Origin of the sequence: Sphingopyxis macrogoltabida (assembly GCF_001307295.1) — a bacterium.
In the GTDB taxonomy this organism is placed as follows: Bacteria; Pseudomonadota; Alphaproteobacteria; order Sphingomonadales; family Sphingomonadaceae; genus Sphingopyxis; species Sphingopyxis macrogoltabida_B.
Genome location: NZ_CP012700.1, coordinates 1,300,841 through 1,322,667, shown reverse-complemented (window position 1 = coordinate 1,322,667; position 21,827 = coordinate 1,300,841). Strand labels below are relative to the sequence as shown.

22 protein-coding genes are annotated in these 21,827 nt (G+C 65.7%); 9 read left to right on the top strand and 13 right to left on the bottom strand.

Features of this window, described 5'->3' with window-relative positions; genetic code table 11:
- Positions 1-14: 14 nt before the first annotated feature.
- On the bottom strand, positions 15-1,700 hold the full coding sequence (locus tag AN936_RS06140) for an alkaline phosphatase family protein (protein ID WP_054587361.1): 1,686 nt from the start codon (positions 1,698-1,700) through the stop codon (positions 15-17).
- A gap of 84 nt (positions 1,701-1,784) precedes the next feature.
- Between AN936_RS06140 and AN936_RS06135 the strand changes: the two genes are divergently transcribed.
- The 5 genes from AN936_RS06135 (at position 1,785) to AN936_RS06115 (ending at position 6,025) form a co-directional block, all read left to right on the top strand.
- Positions 1,785-3,698 carry a protein-disulfide reductase DsbD family protein gene (locus tag AN936_RS06135; protein WP_054587360.1) on the top strand — a complete coding sequence of 638 codons (1,914 nt, stop codon included), beginning with the start codon at positions 1,785-1,787 and terminating at the stop codon, positions 3,696-3,698.
- Entirely contained in the window at positions 3,698-4,438 is a 741-nt protein-coding gene (locus AN936_RS06130; protein ID WP_054587359.1) for a TlyA family RNA methyltransferase, read from the top strand. The genes AN936_RS06135 and AN936_RS06130 overlap by 1 nt, the downstream gene beginning before the upstream one ends.
- A gap of 64 nt (positions 4,439-4,502) precedes the next feature.
- Complete coding sequence (locus AN936_RS06125) at positions 4,503-5,051, top strand: TspO/MBR family protein (protein WP_054587358.1); 549 nt, start codon at positions 4,503-4,505, stop codon at positions 5,049-5,051.
- 36 nt (positions 5,052-5,087) lie between these two features.
- Complete coding sequence (locus tag AN936_RS06120; RefSeq protein WP_054587357.1) at positions 5,088-5,426, top strand: accessory factor UbiK family protein; 339 nt, start codon at positions 5,088-5,090, stop codon at positions 5,424-5,426.
- 92 nt (positions 5,427-5,518) lie between these two features.
- On the top strand, positions 5,519-6,025 hold the full coding sequence (locus AN936_RS06115; protein ID WP_054587356.1) for a YbjN domain-containing protein: 507 nt from the start codon (positions 5,519-5,521) through the stop codon (positions 6,023-6,025).
- A 112-nt stretch (positions 6,026-6,137) separates the two neighbouring features.
- Here the strand turns inward: AN936_RS06115 and AN936_RS06110 are convergent, their stop codons facing one another.
- From AN936_RS06110 to AN936_RS06085, 6 genes are all read right to left on the bottom strand, one after another.
- The gene (locus AN936_RS06110) at positions 6,138-7,097 is read right to left on the bottom strand and encodes a right-handed parallel beta-helix repeat-containing protein (RefSeq protein WP_054587355.1); all 960 of its coding nucleotides are present in this window, start codon (positions 7,095-7,097) and stop codon (positions 6,138-6,140) included.
- A gap of 93 nt (positions 7,098-7,190) precedes the next feature.
- Positions 7,191-9,869, bottom strand: a complete 2,679-nt coding sequence (gene metH, locus AN936_RS06105; RefSeq protein ID WP_084758211.1) for a methionine synthase — start codon at positions 9,867-9,869, stop codon at positions 7,191-7,193.
- A complete protein-coding gene (locus tag AN936_RS06100; RefSeq protein ID WP_054587353.1) occupies positions 9,832-10,356 on the bottom strand; it encodes a GNAT family N-acetyltransferase in 525 nt (174 codons plus the stop codon). Before AN936_RS06100 ends, metH begins: the two co-directional genes overlap by 38 nt.
- Positions 10,357-10,360: 4 nt before the next feature.
- Complete coding sequence (locus AN936_RS06095; protein WP_054587352.1) at positions 10,361-11,410, bottom strand: homocysteine S-methyltransferase family protein; 1,050 nt, start codon at positions 11,408-11,410, stop codon at positions 10,361-10,363.
- Positions 11,407-12,345 carry a methylenetetrahydrofolate reductase gene (metF, locus tag AN936_RS06090; RefSeq protein ID WP_054587351.1) on the bottom strand — a complete coding sequence of 313 codons (939 nt, stop codon included), beginning with the start codon at positions 12,343-12,345 and terminating at the stop codon, positions 11,407-11,409. Before metF ends, AN936_RS06095 begins: the two co-directional genes overlap by 4 nt.
- Positions 12,342-13,334, bottom strand: a complete 993-nt coding sequence (locus AN936_RS06085) for an ArsR/SmtB family transcription factor (protein ID WP_054587350.1) — start codon at positions 13,332-13,334, stop codon at positions 12,342-12,344. The genes metF and AN936_RS06085 overlap by 4 nt, the downstream gene beginning before the upstream one ends.
- Before the next feature lie 236 nt (positions 13,335-13,570).
- On the opposite strand from AN936_RS06085, the gene AN936_RS06080 reads away from it, so the two are divergent.
- From AN936_RS06080 to AN936_RS06065, 4 genes are all read left to right on the top strand, one after another.
- Positions 13,571-13,897, top strand: coding sequence for a hypothetical protein (locus tag AN936_RS06080; RefSeq protein ID WP_054587349.1), 327 nt, complete (start codon positions 13,571-13,573; stop codon positions 13,895-13,897).
- A gap of 184 nt (positions 13,898-14,081) precedes the next feature.
- Complete coding sequence (locus AN936_RS06075; protein ID WP_054587348.1) at positions 14,082-14,411, top strand: hypothetical protein; 330 nt, start codon at positions 14,082-14,084, stop codon at positions 14,409-14,411.
- A gap of 81 nt (positions 14,412-14,492) precedes the next feature.
- Positions 14,493-14,696 carry a hypothetical protein gene (locus AN936_RS06070; protein ID WP_084758210.1) on the top strand — a complete coding sequence of 68 codons (204 nt, stop codon included), beginning with the start codon at positions 14,493-14,495 and terminating at the stop codon, positions 14,694-14,696.
- A gap of 144 nt (positions 14,697-14,840) precedes the next feature.
- Positions 14,841-15,524 carry a DJ-1/PfpI family protein gene (locus AN936_RS06065; RefSeq protein ID WP_054587346.1) on the top strand — a complete coding sequence of 228 codons (684 nt, stop codon included), beginning with the start codon at positions 14,841-14,843 and terminating at the stop codon, positions 15,522-15,524.
- Here the strand turns inward: AN936_RS06065 and AN936_RS06060 are convergent.
- The 6 genes from AN936_RS06060 to AN936_RS06035 form a co-directional block, all read right to left on the bottom strand.
- Positions 15,521-16,267, bottom strand: coding sequence for a glutaminyl-peptide cyclotransferase (locus tag AN936_RS06060; RefSeq protein WP_054587345.1), 747 nt, complete (start codon positions 16,265-16,267; stop codon positions 15,521-15,523). The two genes, AN936_RS06065 and AN936_RS06060, sit on opposite strands and share 4 nt — an antisense overlap.
- A 207-nt stretch (positions 16,268-16,474) precedes the next feature.
- Positions 16,475-18,118: a chaperonin GroEL gene (gene groL, locus AN936_RS06055; protein WP_054587344.1), complete on the bottom strand. Its 1,644-nt coding sequence runs from the start codon at positions 18,116-18,118 to the stop codon at positions 16,475-16,477.
- 63 nt (positions 18,119-18,181) lie between these two features.
- Entirely contained in the window at positions 18,182-18,472 is a 291-nt protein-coding gene (gene groES / locus AN936_RS06050; protein WP_054587343.1) for a co-chaperone GroES, read from the bottom strand.
- Positions 18,473-18,593: 121 nt separating this feature from the next.
- Entirely contained in the window at positions 18,594-19,991 is a 1,398-nt protein-coding gene (locus AN936_RS06045; protein WP_054587342.1) for an MATE family efflux transporter, read from the bottom strand.
- Between the two features lie 102 nt (positions 19,992-20,093).
- A complete protein-coding gene (locus AN936_RS06040; RefSeq protein ID WP_054587341.1) occupies positions 20,094-21,209 on the bottom strand; it encodes a TIR domain-containing protein in 1,116 nt (371 codons plus the stop codon).
- A 25-nt stretch (positions 21,210-21,234) separates the two neighbouring features.
- A complete protein-coding gene (locus AN936_RS06035) occupies positions 21,235-21,807 on the bottom strand; it encodes a Pycsar system effector family protein (protein ID WP_054587340.1) in 573 nt (190 codons plus the stop codon).
- Positions 21,808-21,827: the final 20 nt, after the last annotated feature.

Sequence of the window (21,827 nt, the reverse complement as noted above, 5' to 3'; positions counted from 1 at the left end):
TCTTTTATGTTTCTCTACCGGCAACTGCTTTCGGGGCCCGAAATCAGGTCGAGGCAGCGCCCATCGATCTTGCTCGCGTCGACCGTCAGGCCGATCAGCGATGCCAGCGTCGGCAGGATATCGACCGTCATCACCGCGTTGCTCTGCTCGAAACCGGCAAGGCCCTTGCGCCAGAACAGCATCGGCACCCGCCGGTCATAATCCCATACCGAGCCGTGCGTCGCAACATAACCGCGGCTCATATCGGCGATCGGCGTGACGCGCGACTTCAGCACGACGATGAAGTCGCCCGACCGCTGCGCATTATAGGAGGCGCGCAGCTTGTCCAGCATGCTCCAGCTATCGGGTGCTTCTTTCGAGATCGGCCGTGCCGCAAGCTCCTCGCCCGTCACCACCGCCTCGACCTGCGGAAAGGCCCGGAAGCGCGCGATGAATTCGGCCATTGCCGCCTTGCGCTGCGCCACGGTCAGCATTTTCGCCAGATACATGTCGCCGAACGGTCCGTCGCTGTAGAGCAGCGGCTCTGGCAGCCCGAGCTTCTCGGCGACCGCCTTGGCGATCGCATCGGGATTGATCGCGGTATCGACCCGCGTGGCGGCGGGCCAGCCGTTCTGGCGATTGCGCTCGGGAATATCGTGCCCGCCATGATCTGCGGTCAGCGCCACGGCATAGTCGATCCCCGTCGCATCGAGCCGCGCAAAGAAATCGCCGAGTTCGCGGTCGAGGCCCATGATCTGCAGGCACATTTCAGTGCCCTCGGTCCCGAAGCCATGGCCAACATAGTCGGTCGCGGACAGGCCGAGGATAAGGAGGTCGGTCGTGCTTCCCTCGCCCAGCTTGCGCGCCTGACGGAGTGCTGCCCCGGCGGCAAGGACGGCGCCATCGGCCTCGGGCGACGCCATGAAGCGGCGGAAGTCGCCGCCATCGCGGGCGAGGCGGCCGTTGCCGACGACCCGGTCACCGACCGGGATCGCTACGTCCTGACCCGAACAATCGGCGGGAAGCGGCAAGCCTTGGCGCGGCTGGGCGATCGCGGCGGCGATCGCCGCGCCCGCCTGCGTCGCGGTCGGCGACAGCGGCGTTCCGCGATAGCTGGTGAGCCCCGTCGGCGCGAGCCAAAGCAGCTCGTCCGCCTTGCGTCCGCCCATCATGATCGCGGCGCGATCCTTGCCGGCGACCGACACCACCTGCGCGTTCGGATCACGCGCCTTCATCAGATCGCCGAGCGTCGGCACGAGCAAATGATCGACCGACGGCGCATATTTGCCGCTGCCCGAACTGGTGCCCGGCACCTTTTCGTCCTCGGCGCAATAGAGTCGCTTGTCCTCGCGCGCCGCCGACAGGTCGAAATAATTGTTCGCGATGATCCCGGTGTGCGCCGGATGGTTGCCGGTCAGGATCGTCGAATGGCCGGGACATGTCTCGGTCGCGCCGTGCGCCTGATAGCCCGACGGGAAGACGACGCCCGACGCAAGCCGCGCCAGGCCGCCCGTGAAATGGCCACGATATTGCGCGAACAGGTCGGCCGAAAACTGGTCGACCGAGATCATCACTATTAACTTGGGAGGCGGCGTCGCTGCGGTGACCTTCTGCGCCGGCGGCGCTGCATCCTGCGCCAGGCCTGTGCCGGGACCCGCGACACAGAGCACGGCTGCCAGCGCAGTCGTCAGATATTTGAGCTTCACGGACGGCTTCTCCATTTGCGGGGTGTCAGCGCGGGCTGTCCTCTCGACGAAAGCCGCCTATATGGCAAGCCTCGAACTACGGGCAGGCGCGGGTTGAGCATGGAACGCGGGCAAGACGGATTTGTGACAAGGACGTGGCGCGGCGCGCTCGCGCTGCTGGCGCTTGCCGCGCTTGCATTTACGCCCGCCGCCGCCCGCTCGACGCATATCACGCCAAAGCTGGTGGCCGAATCGGCGGCGCCGGCCCCCGGCGGTACGACGACGCTGGCGCTGACCATGGTCCCCGAAAAGACCTGGCACGGCTATTGGTCGAACGGCGGCGACGCCGGTTTCGGTCTGCAGGTCGAATGGAATGCGCCTGAAGGCGTCACCGTCGAACCGTTTCGCTATCCGGTCCCCGACGCGCTGATCCTCTTCGGCATGATGAACCATGTCTACGAGCACCCCTATGCGCTGCTCGCCGACGTGCACATCGACAAAAGCATCGCGCCCGGCACCGACCTTACCCTGTCGGGCATCGCCAACTGGCTCGCCTGCACCGACAAGGTGTGCGTCCCCGAAAAGGCGGTGATCTCGGCCGCGTTGAAGGCCGGCGACGGCAAGGTTGCTGCCTCCGACCGTGAGCGCTTCGACGCATGGCGCGCGCTGCTCCCGCAGCCGCTCGACCGCCATGGCACCTGGGAACGCCGCGGCGACACCCTGCGCTTTGCCATCCCCCTACCCGCGAGTACGGCGATCGACGCGCCGCATCTGTTCGTCGAGACACGCAATCTGGTCGACTATGCGGCCCCGCAAAATTTCAGCCGCAACGGCGACCAGATCATCGTCGAAACACGCACCAAGGGCGAGGCGGGCGGACCGGTCACAGCGCTGCTAAAGCTTGGCAGCGGGCGCGGGCTGTCGCTGGAACTCGAACCGGGCACCGTCCCCGCCGCCGGAGAAGCCATTGCCGGGCTGTCGGACGAGGTCGACATGGGACTGTTCTGGACCGCGCTCGGCGGCGCGATCGTCGGCGGGTTGATCCTCAACCTGATGCCCTGCGTCTTCCCGATCCTCAGCCTCAAGGCGCTCAGCCTCGCGCGCTCGGGCGGCGACGCGCGCGCGGCAAAGGTGGAGGCGCTGGCCTATACCGCAGGCGCCGCCCTCACCGCGCTGTTGCTCGGCGCCATCCTGCTCGGACTGCGCGCCGCCGGCGAGCAGGTCGGCTGGGCATTCCAGCTCCAGCATCCGCTCAGCGTGTTCGTGCTGCTATTGCTGGCCATAGCTATCACGCTCAATCTCGCCGGAGTTTATGAGCTGCCGTCGTTCGGCGGCGGTCAAAAGCTTGTGGAGCAGGGCGGCGCGGCGGGCGGCTTCTGGACCGGCGCCCTCGCCGCCTTTGTCGCGACCCCATGCAGCGGGCCGTTGCTCGGCGCCGCACTCGGCGCGACGCTCGTCCTGCCGGCATGGGCCGCGCTACCGATCTTCGGCGGCCTCGGTTTCGGCATTGCCCTCCCCTTCCTCGCCATCGGCTTCGTCCCGGCACTCCGCAACCGCCTCCCCAAGCCCGGTCCGTGGATGGCCCGTTTCCGCAAATGGATGGCGGTGCCGATGGCGCTGACCGCGCTCGCGCTCGCGGTGCTGCTGTGGCGGCAAATCGATGGCGGATGGCAGGATCGCGGCGCGCAAACTGCGGCCTCGGCAAATAGCTTCTCCCCCGCCGCACTCGCCAAGGCGCGAGCCACCGGCAAACCCGTCTTCGTCTATTTCACCGCCGACTGGTGCCTGTCGTGCAAGGCGAACGAGGCGGGCGCGATCAACCGCGAGGCCGTGCAGGACGTCTTCAAGGACAAGGGCGTCGTCACGCTCGTCGGCGACTGGACGAACGGCGATCCCGTCATCACCCGCACGCTTGCCGAGCACGGCCGCAACAGCGTGCCGCTCTATCTCTGGTACGCGCCCGGCGCGGCGAAACCCGAAATTCTGCCGCAGATCCTCACCCCCGGCCTGCTCACCGACAAGGCTGGCGGCTGATGGCGAAACAGCGCGCCGACCAGTTGCTCGTCGACCGCGGCCTCGCCGAAAGCCGGACGCGCGCGCAGGCACTAATTCTCGCCGGGCTCGCCTTCGTCGGCGACCGCAAGATCGACAAGGCGGGGCAACAGGTCGCCGATGATGCCGAGATCAGCGTCAAGGGCCGCGACCATCCGTGGGTGTCGCGCGGCGGGATCAAGCTCGACCATGCGCTGAGCCACCTCAACTGGGACGTAACCGGCGCGATCGCGATCGACGTCGGATCGTCGACCGGCGGCTTTACCGACGTGCTGCTCGGCCGCGGCGCGGCGCGCGTCTATGCCGTCGATTCGGGTACCAACCAGCTCGCGTGGAAATTGCGGCAGGACGAGCGCGTCGTCGTCCACGAACAAACGAGCGCGCGCATCCTGACGCCCGCGCATATCCCCGAACCCGTCGACCTGATCGTCTGCGACGCCAGCTTCATCGCCCTGTCGAAAGTGCTTCCGGTGCCGATGTCCTTCGCGAAAGACCGCGCCCGCCTCGTCGCGCTGATCAAACCGCAGTTCGAGGCCGAACGCCACGAGGTCGGCAAAAAGGGCGTCGTGCGCGATGCCGCCGTCCATGCCCGCGTCTGCGCTGCAGTCCGCGGCTGGCTCGAAAGCGAAGGCTGGCGCGTCGCCGATCTGGTTGAAAGCCCGATCACCGGACCCGAGGGCAATGTCGAATTCCTGATTGCGGCCACAAAATCTGCGGCTTGACGCTGGGCACGCCAGCCGCGACACCTCATCCGTTGGGAATCAAGAAATTGGTGGGGTCGCGTCGATGAGTGAAATCGCCACTGCGGGGCAGCTGCGCCTGTCCTATCTGCGCTGGGCGCTCGTCACCGTGCCCGCGATCGTGCTGATCGGCAGCCTGTCGGGGCTGCTCTCGAACAGCGGCTATGGCAACCGCTGGTTCGACGCCCTCGACCTGCCGCCGATCACCCCAGAGGGCTGGGTTTTCGCGACTGTCTGGCCGATCCTCTATATCTGCCTCGGCCTGTCGCTCGCGATGGTGCTGCACGCGCGCGGCGCGAAGGGACGCGGGTTTGCGCTCATCCTCTTCTTCGTCCAACTCGTCGCCAACTTCGCCTGGTCGCCGCTCTTCTTCGGCGCCCATCAGGTGACCACCGCGCTGTACCTGATCATCTTCATCCTGATGGTGACGATCGCGACCGCCTTCGCCTTCGCGCCGATCCGCAAGGCGGCAGCATGGCTGCTCGTCCCCTATATGGCGTGGCTTTGCTTCGCGGCGATCCTCAATTTCCAGATCGACCAGCGCAATCCGGACGCCGAGACCCTTGTCCCGCGCGCCGCGAGCACCCAGATATAGGCCGGCAAGGGGCATTCCCCGACGAAGGAATTTGAAATGCAGAGCGAAAACCGCTTTTTCGACGATCTCGCCAAGATGGTGAACGGCATCGCCGGAACCGTCGCCGGCGCCGGCCGCGAGGCAGAGTCCGCGATGCGCGAACGCGCGAAGGAATTTGTCGGCCGCATGGACTTCGTCAGCCGCGAGGAATTCGAGGCGGTGAAGGAAATGGCCGCGAAAGCCCGTGCCGAAGCCGAAGCGCTGAAGGCGCGGCTCGACAAGCTGGAAGGCGCATCGAAGCCTGCGGCAGCGCCAAAAGCCGCCGCGAAGCCCGCTGCCGCTCCGAAAGCGGCAAAGCCGGCCGCCAAACCGGCAGCGCGCAAGCCCAAGGCCTGACGCGCCACCAACGTCGATACCCAAAGATGTTACCCCCAATCCGGTGGGGACGCGGACTCGCGTCTCCGCCGTTTTCCGTCTAAGGCGCAGGGATGAGCGACGATATTTACGACGATGACGACGGCCAGGAAGCGGCACCGATGGAGATGCTGGCATCCTATTTCGCCGCGCACGACTGGCCGCACGAAATGGTCGGCGAGGACGAGATCGTCGCGACGGCGCAGGGTAGCTGGACGGCCTATGAGCTGCGCGCGGTGTGGCGTGCCGACGACGGCGTCATCCAGCTTCTCGCCTTCCCCGATATCCGCGTCGTCGAGGACAAGCGTGCCGTCGCGCACGAAGCGCTCGCGATGATCAACGAACAGCTATGGCTTGGCCATTTCGAACTGTGGTCGAACAGCGGTACGATCCTGTTCCGCCACGGCATGCTCGTCGGCAGCGACGCCGCGCTGCCGCTCGACCTGACCGAGACACTGATCGAAAGTGCGATCGACGAGTGCGAGCGCTTCTATCCGGTGTTCCAGTTCGTGCTGTGGGGCGGCAAGACCCCTGCCGAAGCGCTCGCCGCATCGCTGATCGAAACGCGCGGCGAGGCTTAGAGACAGCCTTTATTTTCCGTTCGCATCGAGCGAAGTCGAGATGCCCCTCGATCTTACGCGATCCCGATGGGTGTCTCGACTTCGCTCGACACGAACGGATTGAGGTATCGGTTTACCGCTTCTCGAACTTCGTCAGCCCCGCGCCCAATTCGTTGGGCCCGATCGCCAGCGCTTCGCCGCTCCAGTCGGCGACGAACACCGTCTTGCCCGACAGTTCGGCCGGCACGCTGGCGCGGTTGCCGGTGATCGACAGGCCGCGCGACGGGTTCTTGCGTTCCTCGGCCGCAACCGCGATCAGCGCCGAGTGATTTTCCTTGTCGCGGCCCTGGATGATCAGGTTGTTCGCGATCCGCCCGGTCGAACCCGACGGCAGGTCGATCGCATAGTTGGTCGCTTTGCCCTGCGTATCGTCGAAGCTGTTGTCGCTGATGTCGACCTGCACGCCGCGCGTTTTCAGATAATGGCCGCCGCTGCCCTTTTCGAAGCGCGAACGGGTGACGGTGACGCGGCCATAGACACCGGTATAGACGCTGTGCGCGCAGCTCAGACCGCGGTCGCAGCGGCCGAGGCGCGAGAAGGTCGAGCGGTCGATGGTCAGAGCCGCCCCTTCATCGTCGCCGGTCAAAATGCCCTCTTCGCTGTTGCGGAACAGGCTGTTGACGATGTCGAGGTTGCTCTTCTCCAGCCGGATGCCCGCGCCGTTGCCGTCGGGCACGCGGATATTCTGGAATACGATGCCGTCGACCTTCGCGCCGTCGCCGCGCAGCACCAGCGCCGCCTTGTCCTCGCAGGCCACCCCGTCGAAGATCGCCCGGCCGGGTTCGACCGCGACGAAGGCGATGCGACCCTCGGTCTGGACCGCGCAATCGCGGTGATAGCCGGGCGCGATGCGGATCGTGCCGCCACCCTCGCCGATCGCGTCGACCGCGTCCTGCAGCCGCCCGAAAGCGCGGCCCGATTCGGCCACCACATAGGGTCCGCCGCCTGCCTGCGCCGGCAGCGGCGCGGGGGCGAAAAGCAACGGAAGGGCGAGCAGCGGCAGCAACGGCCGGCGAAAAAGAGACTGTGCCATGAAGGGCTTATAGCCGATCCGGCGCCCCCAGTCGTGTCCAAGGCTGGTTAACCGCACGGCCGTCCCTTTTTCGGACAGCCGCGCGGGGCAAAGTTAATCGAGGTTGGGGCGCAGCCAGCGCGTTGCGGTCTCGATATCGACCCCGCGCCGCTGTGCATAATCCTCGAGCTGGTCGCTGCCGATCCGCGCCACCCCGAAATACTGGCTTTCGGGATGTCCGAAATAAAAGCCGCTGACCGCCGCAGTCGGCAGCATGGCAAAGCTTTCGGTCAGCACCAGCCCGGCATTGTCGCCCGCCTGCAACAGGTCGAACAGGATCGGCTTCAGACTGTGGTCGGGGCACGCCGGATAGCCCGGCGCCGGACGAATACCGCGATATTCCTCCTTGATCAGCGCCTCATTGGTGAGCTGTTCGCCGGGCGCATAGCCCCAGAGGGTCGTGCGGACATGCTGGTGCAGCCGCTCGGCAAAGGCTTCGGCGAAGCGGTCCGCCAGCGCCTTCAGCAAGATGTCCGAATAATCGTCCTTGTCGGCGCGGAAGCGTTCCGAATAGGGTTCGATGCCGTGGATGCCGACCGCGAAACCGCCCATCCAGTCGCCCGCCGGGTCGATGAAATCGGCAAGGCACATGTTCGCCCGGTCGCGGCTCTTCTTGATCTGCTGGCGCAGGAAGGGCAGCGTCACATGCCGCTCCTCCTCGGCAAGATGGATCGTCACGCTGTCGCCGTCGCGCGCGCACGGCCAGAAGGCGCAGACGCCGCGCGCGGTCAGCCACTTCTCGGCGATCAGCTTGTCGAGCATCGCATCGGCGTCGGCCTTCAAGGCCCGCGCCGTTTCGCCGACGACATCGTCGTCGAGGATCGACGGGTAAGTGCCGTGCAACTCCCATGCGCGAAAGAAGGGCGTCCAGTCGATGCATTCGCGCAGGTCTTCGAGCGACCAGTCGTCGAACCGGTGCAGTCCGGGCTGCAGCGGCGGTGCGGGCTTGTCGCTGAGATAGGCGTCGTAATAATTGGCCCGCGCCTCCTCGAGGGTGTGAAGCACGCTCTGCCCCTTGCCCGCGCGCACGTCGCGGATATGCTCATAATCCTGCTTGTAGCCGCCGACGAAGGCGTCGAACCCGGTATCGCTGACCAGCGCGGTCGCAACGCCCACCGCGCGGCTGGCGTCGAGGACATGAAGCACCGGCCCCTGATAGGCCGGATCGATACGCAGCGCGGTATGAACCTTCGACGTCGTCGCGCCGCCGATCAGCAGCGGCATCGTCATGCCTGCGCGCTGCATCTCCTCGGCCACCGTCACCATCTCGTCGAGCGACGGCGTGATGAGGCCCGACAGTCCGATCATGTCGGCGTCATTCTCGTTCGCCGCCTCGAGTATCTTGCTCCACGGCACCATGACGCCGAGGTCGACGATCTCGAAGCCGTTGCACTGGAGGACGACGCCGACGATGTTCTTGCCAATGTCATGGACGTCGCCCTTGACGGTCGCCATCACGACCTTGCCCTTGCCCTTCGCGCCAGGTTCCTTCGACGCCTCGATAAACGGCAGCAGGTGCGCGACCGCCTTTTTCATCACGCGCGCCGATTTCACCACTTGCGGCAGGAACATCTTGCCCGATCCGAACAGGTCGCCGACGACGTTCATTCCGTCCATCAGCGGACCTTCGATCACCTCGATCGGCCGGTCCATTGCCAGGCGCATTTCCTCGGTATCCGGGACGATATGCGCGTCGATGCCCTTGACCAGCGCATGTTCGAGCCGCTTGCGCACCTCCCAGCCGCGCCATTCCTCGGCCGCCTTTTCCTGCGCGGCATTGGTGCCTTTGTAGCGTTCGGCAAGCGCGATCAGCCGCTCGGTCGGGCTCAGTTCCTCGCCTTCGACCTTGCGGTTGAGGATGACATCCTCGCACGCATTGCGCAGTTCGGGATCGATCGTGTCATAGACGTCGAGTTGCCCCGCATTGACGATCGCCATATCGAGCCCGGCGGGGATCGCATGATAGAGGAAGACGCTGTGCATCGCGCGGCGCACCGTCTCGTTGCCGCGAAACCCGAACGACAAGTTGGAAAGCCCGCCCGAAAAATGGACATGCGGGCAGCGGACACGGATTTCCTTCACCGCCTCGATGAAATCGACTGCATAATTGTCATGCTCCTCGAGCCCCGTCGCGACCGCGAAGATATTGGGATCGAAGATGATATCTTCGGGTGGAAAACCGATGGTCATCAGCAATTTATAGGCGCGCTCGCAAATCTCGACCTTGCGCGCCTCGGTATCGGCCTGTCCGACCTCGTCGAACGCCATGACGACGACCGCGGCGCCATAGGCCATGCACTTGCGGGCATGCGCAAGGAACGGTTCCTCGCCTTCCTTCATGCTGATTGAATTGACGATCGGCTTGCCCGGCACGCATTTCAGGCCCGCTTCGATAACGTCCCATTTCGAACTGTCGATCATGACCGGCACCCGCGCGATGTCGGGCTCGGCGGCGATCAGCTTCAAAAATGTCGTCATCGCATATTCGGCGTCGAGCAGACCCTCGTCCATGTTGACGTCGATAACTTGCGCGCCGTTCTCGACCTGCTGGCGCGCGACCTCGACCGCCGCGGTATAGTCGTCGGCGAGGATCAGCTTCTTGAACGCCGCCGATCCGGTGACGTTGGTGCGCTCGCCGATGTTGACGAAGCTGGAAGACGCGGCGGTGGTCATCGGATCATCCTGGGCATGAGCATTAGGCGGCGAGCGGACGGGCAAGCACGAGATCGTCATAGAGCTTGCCGCCGACATTGAACCGGCGGGTGCCGAGGTCGGCAAACCCCTGTTTGCGATAAAAGGCGAGCGCCCGGTCGTTCTGCGCATAAACGCCAAGCAACAGGCGGCGATGGCCGCGGGCGGCTTCCAGCGCCTGATTCATCAACGCGGCGCCGAGGCCGGTGCCATGAAAGCGCGACAGCGAATAGATGCGCTTCAATTCGATATCGCCGTCGCGGGCGGCCGCAAGGTCGGGCTTGCCGACGAGCACGAATCCGACGGGCGCCCCGCCAGGCTGCGCTTCGGCAAGCCACGCCCGGGCGCCGTCGGCCAGGGCGGCGCGATAGGCCGCTTCGCAATGCTGCGCGGCGCAATGGCCGACGATCGCATCGCCATCGAGGATGCCGGCAAAGGTTTCGAGAAAGGTCGCCGCGCCGATCAGCGCGAGCGCCGGCGCGTCATCCGCTCCGGCCTCCCGGATCGTCCATGTCGGAATGTCCGTCATCGGTTCAGGCGGCCATGGTGAAGGGCTCAAGCCCCGCGAGCCGCGTCCGCACCGGGACGTCGGGGACGGGCCGCGGTGCCAGCCCCTCGATCGCCTTCGCCATCGCCGCGATATGCGCCGGGGTCGACCCGCAGCAACCGCCGAGGATGTTGACCTGGCCGTTTTCGGCCCATTCGCCGACGAGCCCCGCGGTGGTGTCGGGCAGCTCGTCATATTCGCCGAGCTCATTGGGCAAACCGGCGTTCGGGTAAACCATCACCAGCGCGTCGGCGAGGTCCGAGAGCACCTTCACATGCGGGCGAAGCTGCGATGCGCCGAACGAGCAGTTGAGTCCGATCGTCAGCGGCTTCGCATGGCGCACCGCATACCAGAAGGCCTCGACCGTATGTCCCGACAGGTTGCGGCCGCTGAGGTCAGTCAGCGTCATCGAGATCATCAGTGGCAATTCGCGCCCGACCTTCGCCTCGGCCTCGAGTGTCGCGGCGATCCCCGCCTTGGCATTGAGCGTGTCGAAGATCGTCTCGATCAGGATGAAATCGGCACCGCCCTCGGCGAGCGCCACGACCTGATCGAGATAGACGTCCTTCAACTCGTCGAAATCGATCTCGCGATAGCCCGGGTTGTTGACGTCGGGCGACAGCGACAAGGTCTTGTTCGTCGGCCCGACCGCGCCGGCCACAAAGCGGCGGCGGCCGTCGATCGCTTCATATTTCACCGCCGTCTCGCGGCCCAGCCGGGCGCTTTCGATATTGATGTCGGCGACCAGATGCTCGGCGCCATAATCGGCCTGGCTGATCCGGTTGGCGCTGAAGGTGTTGGTGGAGACGATGTCCGACCCCGCCGCCAGATAGGCCTCGCCGATTGCGGTCACGACATCGGGCCGCGTCAGCGCGAGGATGTCGTTATTGCCCTTCTGGTCGTGCGACAAGCCAAGGTTGCCGGCATAATCGGCCTCGGCGAGCTTGCGGAGCTGGATCTGCGTGCCCCAGCCGCCGTCGGTGAGCAGGATGCGTTCTTTCGCTGCCGCTTGCAGCGCTTCACGTGCACTCGTCATGCCGCCTGATCCTTTGCCGTCGCCACCGGCCGCAGCCCCAGCAAATGACAGATCGCATAGCTGAGTTCGGCCCGGTTGAGCGTGTAGAAGTGGAAATCGCGTACCCCGCCCGCATAAAGACGGCGGCACATTTCGGCCGCGATCGTGGCCGCGACGAGCTGGCGTGCCGCCGGATGATCGTCGAGCCCGTCGAACAGCGACACCATCCAAGCCGGAATTGCGGTGCCGCACATATCCGCCATGCGGCGCGTCTGCGCCACGCTCGATACGGGCAGAATGCCGGGGATGATCGGCGCTGTGATCCCCGCCGCCGCGGCCGTGTCGCGAAACCGCAGAAAGCTGTCGGGCGAGAAGAAGAATTGCGTGATCGCGCGCGTCGCACCCGCGTCGAGCTTGCGCTTCAGATTGTCGAGGTCGGACTGCGCGCAGTCGGCGTCGGGATGGACCTCGGGATAGGCGGCAACCGAAATGTCGAACGGCGCAACCGCCTTCAGCCCTGCGACCAGCTCGATCGCATTGGCATAGCCTTGCGCGTGCGGACGATAGGGACCGCCCGACGGCACGTCACCGCGTAAGGCCACGATGTGCCGCACCCCGGCTTCCCAATAGGCCTCGGCCACCGCGTCGATCTCGGCGCGCGACGCCTCGACGCAGGTCAGATGTGCGGCGGGCGGCACGCCGCTCGTCGCCGCGATCCGCGCGACCGTCGCGTGGGTGCGCTCGCGTGTCGATCCCCCCGCCCCGTAGGTCACCGACACGAAACGCGGCGCGAGCGGTTCGAGCGCATGGAAAGTATCCCATAGCTGGGCTTCCATCTTCTCGGTCTTGGGTGGGAAAAATTCGAAGCTGACGCCGATATCGCCGTCGAGATTGGCGAACAAAGGCGAAGCCGCGGCGCGGCGGGCTTCCGCGAGCGAGTCGAGGTTCGATGTCATGCCGCAAGCCTTTTACGCTGGCCGTCGCTGCCTTGCGCGACGGGGGATTGATCTTCGTCACTGCGCCGCCGGCCAAGCCACAGCTTGACCGCCAGTTCGCCGCCTTCGAGCGTCTGCGAGGTTTCCAGCCCCATGCCCGCCGATGCGAACCAGCCGCGGATCTGGGCATCGGAAAAGCCAAGGCGGGCATGCGCTGCAAGCGTCCGCATCTCCTCATCCTCATGCGGCGCGAAATCGACGATCAGTAGGTGCCCGCCGCCGCGCAGCACGCGGCCCGCCTCGGCGATCACGCGGTCGGGTTCGTGCGCGAAGTGCAGCGCCTGGTGGATGACAATGCTGTCGACGCTGGCATCGGCCACTGGCAGGTTCAGGAAATCGCCCTGCACCAGATCGATCGGCACCGGCTGGCCGGCAAGCTTGGCGCGCGCGATGCGCAGCATTTCGGGGCTGCGGTCGAGCGCGGTGATGCGGCGCGCGGTCGGCGCGAAAATCTCCGCCATCCGCCCGGTCCCGGTCCCGATGTCGAGCAGGTGGCCGAGCCGGCGATTGTGCATGATCGCGAGGATCGCCGCCTCGACCTCGCTCTCGGCGACATGGCGCGAGCGGATAGCATCCCATTCGGCGGCATGTTCGGCGAAATAGCGCTCGGCGGCGGCGGCACGTTCGGTCCGGACCGCGACGAGGCGGCGGGCGTCGTGCGCGATCACCAGCGCCTCGCGCGGCGAGAAGGGCCATTTATCGGCGCGCGCGATCGTTTCGCCGACGGGTCCGTCCTGCGCAAGGCGGAGGAAGACCCAGCTCCCCTCGCGACGGCGTTCGACAACCCCCGCGTCGACGAGGATACGGACGTGCCGCGACACGCGCGGCTGGCTCTGGTCGAGCACGACCGCGAGTTCGCCGATCGCCAGCTCCATCTCGCGCAGCAGCGCAAGGATACGCAGGCGCGTCGGGTCGGCAAGGGCACGAAAAATGTCGAGCAGCTCAGTCACAAACTAACATATAAAGCTTTCTTTATATCTGGTCAATCGTTGACGAAGCCCCATTTCCCGCCACTTGCGGCGCCGCGATCCACTCGATCCATCGATTTGCGCCCATGATCACACAAAAGGCCGTTGCGCCCATTTTGGCGAGATTGTAGCTCTTTGGGCGATTGGCAATTTGCCGGGTCGAAAGGTTCGTGTCCGAAATGCCGGTCGATCAATTCAATCGAGAGGGGTATTCCCAAATGAAGAAATCGATCACTCTGTCGCTCGTTCTCGCGGCCTCGATGGGCCTCGCCGCTTGTGGTGAAAAGGCTGCCGAAGCCCCCGCCACCACCGACGAATCGGCGGCAACCGTCGAAGGCGCTGCTGACGGCGCGATGGAAGCAGCCGAAGGCGCTGCCGACGCAAGCGCTGCTGCCGGCGACGCTGCTGCCGCTGCCGGCGCTGCTGGCGACGCCGCTGCTGCTGGCGACGCTGCGACCGCGACCGACAAGGCCGCCGAAGCTGCCGGCGCTGCCAAGGAAGCGACCGACGCTGCCAAGGCTGCAACCGAAGAAGCCAAGAAGTAAGCTTCTTTCGGGCCATTCGGCCAGAATAAGGAGGGGGGTTGCCGACTTGGTCGGCCGCCCCTTTTCTTTTGGCCATGCGGCAGGAACCCTGGGCATGCAGGGTAGTTGCCAAGCCCTGAATCCACAGCTAATCCTTCACGACCGTGCCCGGTCTCGGTCACTCGGATGTTCGAAAGGAAATTTCATGCGCAAAATCATCATCGCCTCGATGGCCGCTGCAGCCTTCAGCCTCGCCGCTTGCTCGGAAAAGGCGCAGGAAGAAACCTCGGAAGCTGGCGCCGCCGTCGCTGATGATGCCGCCGCTGCCGGTGACGCCGTCGCCGAAGGCGCCGCTGATGCCGCCGATGCCACCGCCGCCGCTGCGGGCGAAGCTGCCGACGCGACCGCCGCTGCCGCCAAGGATGCCGGCAACGCCGTCGAAGGCACGGTGAATGCCGCTGGCGACGCCGCTGACAAGGCCGGCGACAAGATCGCCGAAGAAACGAAGAAGGCGGAAGCCAACGACAAGCAGTAATCGGGCCTGCGCGCTTCGGCGCGCGACCCGGAACAGGGGCCCCATTCGCACGAATGGGGCCCTTTTTCGTCGGAGACAAGAATGCCGAGAATGGGTCTTGCCCTGTGCGCCGCCGCGACGGTCCTGACCGGGGGATGCAGCCGTACCGACAATGAACCCGGCCCCGGCGGGGTGACGGTCAGCGAAGCGAAAGCGCTCGACGATGCCGCCGAAATGCTCGAAAGCCGCGACGGCGTCCCGGCCCCCGAACCGCAAAAGGCCGTGAAGGCCGAGGCTGGGGAATAGCACCTTCCGTTTGGCCGGGCGCAAGACTAGACTGCAGCGTCCCGCAACTGGCGCTGATGATGGAGCTCCATCGGGAAGCGGGATTGGTCGAAAGCCGGAGAGCCGCGCGCCTGGGTGATCCGTTGCAACGCAAGGACCATCCGCATGACCGAACCCCAGCTCGCGCCGATCCAGATCGTCTTCCTTCTCTTTCCTGGCATCACCCAGCTCGACTTCACCGCGCCGGCGCAGGCGCTTTCACGCATGCCCGGCGCTCGCTTGGCCGGGGCCGCCGCCACCCGCGACCCGATCGTGACCGACAGCGGCTTTTCCATCCTGCCGACCCATGATTTCGCGAGCTGTCCGCAGGCGGATATTCTCTGCGTCCCCGGCGGGCATGGCGTCGCCGAGGCATTGGGCGATGCCGCGACCATCAATTTTATCGCGCAGCAAGCGGCCGACGCGCGCTGGGTAACGAGCGTCTGCACCGGCGCCTTCCTGCTCGGCCGGGCCGGGCTGCTGGCTGGCAGGCGCGCAACGACGCATTGGGGCTATACCCATTTGTTGCCGCTCATCGGCGCCGAAGCCGTTCCCGGGCGCGTCATCGAGGACGGGAATATCGTCACCAGTGGCGGAGTGACCTCGGGGCTCGACTTCGCGCTGACATTGATCGCGCGGCTCCAGGGTGACGCGGTCGCGCAGGCGATCCAGCTCGCCATCGAATATGACCCCGCCCCGCCCTTCGCCAGCGGCCATCCGGATCGCGCCCCGGCCGCTGTCACCGCCGGACTGCAGGCACGCGTCTATGATGCCGCGGCGGCGCGAATGGAAGAAGCGCTCAAGACTTAACGGCAGTCGGCGAGCGCGATCTCGTAGAGTTTGGGCCAATATTTTCCGGTCACGAACAAGCGTTTCTTCTTCGCATCCCATGCGATGCCGTTGAGGACGCTGTCGTCGCCCGAAACGCCTGCATCGGCCTTCAGCCCCGACAGGTCGACGAGCGAGGCGACGTCACCGCTCGCCGGGTCGATCCGGACGATGAAATCGGTCATCCAGATATTGGCCCAGACCTGTCCCTCGATCGCCTCAAGCTCGTTGATCATGCCGATCGGCCGACCGCCGAAGCGCACGGTAACCCGCCTTTTCTCGGTCATCGTTTCGGGATCGAGGAACCGGAGTTCCGAGGTGCCGTCGCTCAGCACCAGCTGGTCGCCGACCGTCGTCAGCCCCCACCCTTCGCCCGCATAAGCAAAGTTACCCTGCGGCTTCAGATCCTTGATCGACCAGCGATGGCCGACGCCGTTCTGCCAGGTCACACCGATGATCTGGTCCTTCCACCGCGCGATGCCTTCGCCGAACTGGTCGACGGGCAAGCTGGTCTGAGCCACCGCCTTGCCGGTGTCGAGATCGAGCCGGGCGATACGCGACTTACCATATTGGCCCGTGCCCTCGTAAAGATAACCGTCGTCCCAGAACAGACCCTGTGTGAAGCTGGTCGTATCGTGCGGATAGCTTTGCACGATGCGATAACCGCAGCGCTCGACCGGGGCGGGGTCCGCGGCGGCGGCGGCAAGGGCGAAGAGCAGGATCATCCTGCATAGCTATGCCGGGCGGAATGAACTGGCAATGTCCCACTTTCGTCACCCCGGACTTGATCCGGGGTCCCGCTCCGCAACGGTGAAAAGCGGGACCTCGGATCAAGTCCGGGGTGACGGGATGGTAAAAGCCCAAAGAAAAAGGGCCGGAGCATCGCTGCTCCGGCCCTTGTTTCTGTCGGCGGGTGGCCGAACGGTTTGGACTTAGAAGTCCATGCCGCCCATGCCGCCCATGCCGCCGCCACCCATGGGCATGGCGGGCTTGTCGTCGGGCAGTTCGCTCACCGCCGCTTCGGTGGTGATGAGCAGACCGGCAACCGAGGCCGAATCCTGCAGCGCGGTGCGGACGACCTTGGTCGGGTCGATGACGCCGGCCTTGACCAGGTCTTCATAGACGTCGGTCGAAGCGTTGAAGCCGAAGTTGCTGTCGTTCTGGTCGAACAGCTTGCCCGCGACGACACCGCCGTCGAAGCCCGCGTTCTCGGCGATCTGGCGGACCGGAGCCTGCAGCGCGCGACGGATGATGTCGATGCCGCGGGTCTGGTCTTCGTTCGCACCGGCGAGGCCGTCGAGCGCCTTGGTCGCATAGAGGAGCGCGGTACCGCCGCCGGGGACGATGCCTTCCTCGACCGCAGCGCGGGTCGCGTGCAGCGCGTCGTCGACGCGGTCCTTGCGTTCCTTCACTTCGACTTCCGACGCACCACCGACCTTGATCACCGCAACACCGCCGGCGAGCTTCGCCAGACGTTCCTGCAGCTTTTCACGGTCGTAATCCGACGTCGTGGTTTCGATCTGCGCGCGGATCTGTTCGACGCGACCCTTGATCGCATCGGCTTCACCCGCACCATCGACGATGGTGGTGTTGTCCTTGTCGATGGTGACGCGCTTGGCCTGACCGAGCATGTTCAGCGTGACCGACTCGAGCTTGATGCCGAGGTCTTCGCTGATCATTTCACCGGCGGTGAGGATCGCGATGTCCTGCAGCATCGCCTTGCGACGATCGCCGAAGCCCGGCGCCTTGACGGCCGCGACCTTCAGACCGCCGCGCAGGCGGTTGACGACGAGGGTGGCGAGCGCTTCGCCTTCGATGTCCTCGGCGATGATCAGCAGCGGACGGCCTGACTGCACCACGGCTTCGAGGATCGGCAGCATCGACTGGAGATTCGACAACTTCTTCTCGAAGATCAGGATGTACGGATCATTCAGCTCGACGAGCATCTTTTCGGGGTTGGTGATGAAGTAGGGCGACAGGTAGCCGCGGTCGAACTGCATGCCTTCGACGACGTCGAGTTCGAAATCGAGGCCCTTGGCTTCCTCGACGGTGATCACGCCTTCCTTGCCAACCTTTTCCATCGCTTCGGCGATCTTCTCACCGACTTCGGTGTCGCCATTGGCCGAGATGATGCCGACCTGCGCGATTTCCGAGGTGCCCGAAACGGGCTTCGACTGCGCCTTCAGCGTCTCGACGACCTTGGTCACCGCGAGGTCGATGCCGCGCTTCAGGTCCATCGGGTTCATGCCGGCGGCAACCGACTTCATGCCTTCGCGGACGATCGCCTGCGCGAGCACGGTCGCGGTGGTGGTGCCGTCGCCGGCCTTGTCGTTCGCCTTCGATGCGACTTCGCGCAGCATCTGAGCGCCCATATTCTCGAACTTGTCCTTCAGTTCGATTTCCTTGGCGACAGTGACGCCGTCCTTGGTGATGCGGGGCGCGCCGAAGCTCTTGTCGATGACGACGTTACGGCCCTTGGGGCCGAGGGTCACCTTCACCGCATCGGCGAGGGTGTCGACGCCGCGCAGGATGCGCTCACGCGCGTCGCGGCTGAATTTTACGTCTTTAGCAGCCATGTGCTTATTCCTTTCAAAGGCGCAGAAAACTGCGCAACTTTACTCGCAAATCGATGAAATCGCTCAGGCGATGACGCCGAGGATGTCCGATTCCTTCATGATCAGCAGCTCTTCGCCGTCGACCTTGACTTCGGTGCCCGACCATTTGCCGAACAGGATGCGGTCGCCGGCCTTGACGTCGAGCGGGGTCACCTTGCCGTCGTCGGCGCGGGCGCCGGTGCCGACGGAGACGACTTCGCCTTCCTGCGGCTTTTCCTTGGCGGTGTCGGGGATGATGATGCCGCCGGCCGTCTTTTCTTCGGCTTCGATACGGCGAACGAGCACGCGGTCGTGCAGCGGTCGGAACTGGGTCATGAAACTCCCTCCAGAAGTGCAAATGATATCATTTTAGCACTCACATGCCGGGAGCGCTAACAGGCGGGCATATGGGTGGGAGTCAGAAGGCCGTCAAGCAGCGGCGGTCAACTTTTTTGCGTCAGGCCGGAAGAAGGCCGAGACGGCCGCGCATCCGCCAGCGCGTCAGCAGCACCGCCGACACGACGATCAGCCCGACCGCCAGCCCGATCCACACCCCGACACCGCGCAGCGGCGTCCAGAAGCCGAGGTAGATGGCGGTGCCGTATCCGGCGATCCAGTAACCGCACACCGCGATGATCATCGGGATGCGCGTGTCCTGCAGCCCGCGCAGCACCCCCGCCGCCACCGCCTGTGCGCCGTCGAAGAGCTGGAACGCCGCCGCGACGACGAGAAACTGCATCGCAAAGCCGACCAGCGCGGCATTGCGCGCCGCATCGACGTCGACATAGATCGACAGCACCAGCTTCGGGAACAGCCACATGATCAGCGCGGTAAAGGCCATGAAGCCGATGCCGAGCAGCAGCGACGCCTGCCCCGCGAAGCCGATGCCGCGATGGTCGCGCGCGCCATAGGCCAGCCCGACGCGGATCGTCGCCGCCTGCGCCACCCCGAACGGGATCTGGAACGCGAGCGCCGCGACCTGCAGCGCGATCGTGTGCCCCGCCAGTTCGGTCTCGCCGATCCGCCCCATCAGGAAAGCGGCGCCGGTGAACAGCCCCGCTTCAGCAAGGATGGTCAGACTGATCGGCGTGCCGATGCGCAGCATCTCGAAGAAGCGCGACCATTCGGAGCGCCACCAGTTGCCGAACAGGCGGTAACGCCGCAGCCGCCGGTCGGTCTGGATGACGACGACATAGGCGAGCAGCATCAGCGCGCTGGTCATCACGCTCGAAATCGCCGAACCGTGGAGCCCGAGCGCGGGGAGGCCGAGATGGCCGAAGACGAGCACCCAGTTGCCGAGCGCATTGACGCCGAGCGCGAAGAAGGTGATCGCCGTCGCAATCGTCGGCCGGCCGAGCGCCGAAACGAAGATACGCAGCACGCTCGCCGCGATCATCGGAAACATGCCGAACATCAGGATGAGGAGGAAGCTCGCCGCGCGCGCCGTCAGGTCGGCGGGCTGGCCGGTCGCGCGCATGATCGGGCCGCCCGCTGCGCACACGCCCATGAAAATGAGCGACACCAGCGCGCTCAGCCAGAGTGCCATGCGCACCGTGCGCCGTACTTCGCGCACGCTGTGCTTGCGGCGGCCGAGTTCCGCCGCGATCAGCGGCGCCGCCGCGCCGACCAGACCCGTCCCTGTCCAGAGAAGCAGCCCGAAGATTGAAACGCCGAGCGACGAAGCGGCGAGCGCCGTATCGCCCAGCCGGGCGACGAAGATCACGTCGATCGCGTGCACCATCATCTGGAGCAGGTTCGCCGCCGCCAGCGGCAGCGCAAGCGCCCACGTCGCGCGGAATTCAGCGCGGAAATTCTGCGGACGATCCGCAGTCAGGGGGTGGGCCTGCTCGAGCATAGCCGGCCCGGATAGGCGCGGGCGCGCGGCGCTTCAATCCCCCGGCAGCGCGCGAAGCGAAATTCCCGTCCATGGTGGCAAATCGGCCACATCGGCCGTTGGTCAGCGCGATGGGTCGAGGTAGATTTCGACGCGGCGATTGGCGATCGCATCGACCGCCCTCCCCGCCAGCGGCCGGGCATCACCATATCCTGCGGTCGCAATCGCTTTCGGATCGATCCCGCGCGCGCGCAATTCGTTCGCGACGATATCGGCCATCCTCCGGCTATCGGCCAGAGTGCCGCCGCCGCTTTCGACATGACCTTCGACGCGAACCGGACCACGGCATTCGCGCCACGCAAGCCAGGCGTTGCCGATCGTCAGATTGCCCACGGGCGGCATGTCGGTGCGCCGGGCAACGAAGGACAGGACAAAGGGATCATCGGGACGGCAGAAGAGCGGCTTGCCGCCGCCGGCCGCCGCCATCGGAACGACCTCCGCCGGTCGCGGCAGGATGGGAAGGTCCGACGATGCGGTCGCGGCGACGGGCGCCTGCTGCGGCGGATCGGGGTCGTCACGTCCAAAGGTGAGTGCGGCGACCGCGACGAGCAGCAGGATACTCCCGGCGAACAACGGCCAATAGCGTGCCGGCCCGCCGCGAGCAGCTTCCGCCGCCACCGGATTTGCGGGAGCGGCCCGGGCCGGGCCCGGCAGCGCGCGATGCGCCAGTGCAGCGACACGCTGCTGCGCGGTTTCGACGAGCGGATCGCCCGGATTGGCGGCAATCCAGCCGCGCCACAGCCCCGCATCGGCCGCCTGTTCGCAGCGGACATAATCGCCCAGCCCCGGCCGCCCGACGAGGCGACCGATCCGCCCGACCACCTGCCGCCAGCCCTCGCCAGTGTGGAAATCGCGGCGGTCGAACAGGTCGACCGCCTGCACCGAGGCGAATTCCAGCGGCGGCAGGCAATCGTCGAGCCGCGCCGCGACGAGCCGCTCGTTCTGCCGCCCGGTGCGCGCCTCGGCGCGGATCCAGTCGCTGTCGGCGGCGAGCGCCGACCAGAGCACGAGAACGGCTTTCGCCGAGCGCACCTCGCGCTCGATCTCGCGGTCGAAATCGGTGCCGGGCTCGATATGGGCATCGAACCAGACCGCCAGTTTCAGATCGACAAGCGCGTTATAGATGGCGACGCAGCGGCCGCGCTCCTCGCGCTTGTAGCTGATGAAGACGTCGGTCATCGTCCCGGGATAATGCGCAGGACGGCTATTTGCTCCACAGCATCGCCATCTCGACGGCGAAGGCGATGAAGGTCAGCGTCAGCCCGACCACGAACAGTCGGTAGGCATAAGCGAGATAGCGGTATTTGCGCCGCGCCAGCACGATGCCGTTCTGATAGGTGTCGCGCAGCATCGTCTCGTACAGATCTTCCTCGGTCCGGAGGCGCGCCTTCACCGCCCCGATGAACTCGTCCTCGTCCATCTGCGCGAAGCGGCCGAAGAAGAGGATATTGCTGTGATCCTTGCCGTCGCGATAGACGACCGGCGGCGCCTTGCCGACGCGCGGCAGCACCGCCGAAATCGCAAACAGCGCCGACAGGAAGGAAAAGGTCGCAAGGATCGCGAGCGGCATCGCCAGCGCCCCGCCCCCCGACCGGGCCTGCCCGATCGCAAGCGTGAAGACGACGAAGGTCGCGCCCATCAGGATCGATGCCTTCTGGTCGGCCATCTGCGACAATTGCATCGTGATCTGCTGGTTCGTGCGGACGAGATGCACGGCGTTCGGCGGGAAGGAAATCGGCGGCGGCGCCGGCGATGTCGTTGATTCTGCGCTGTCCATGCTGCCATGCCCCCTGCCAG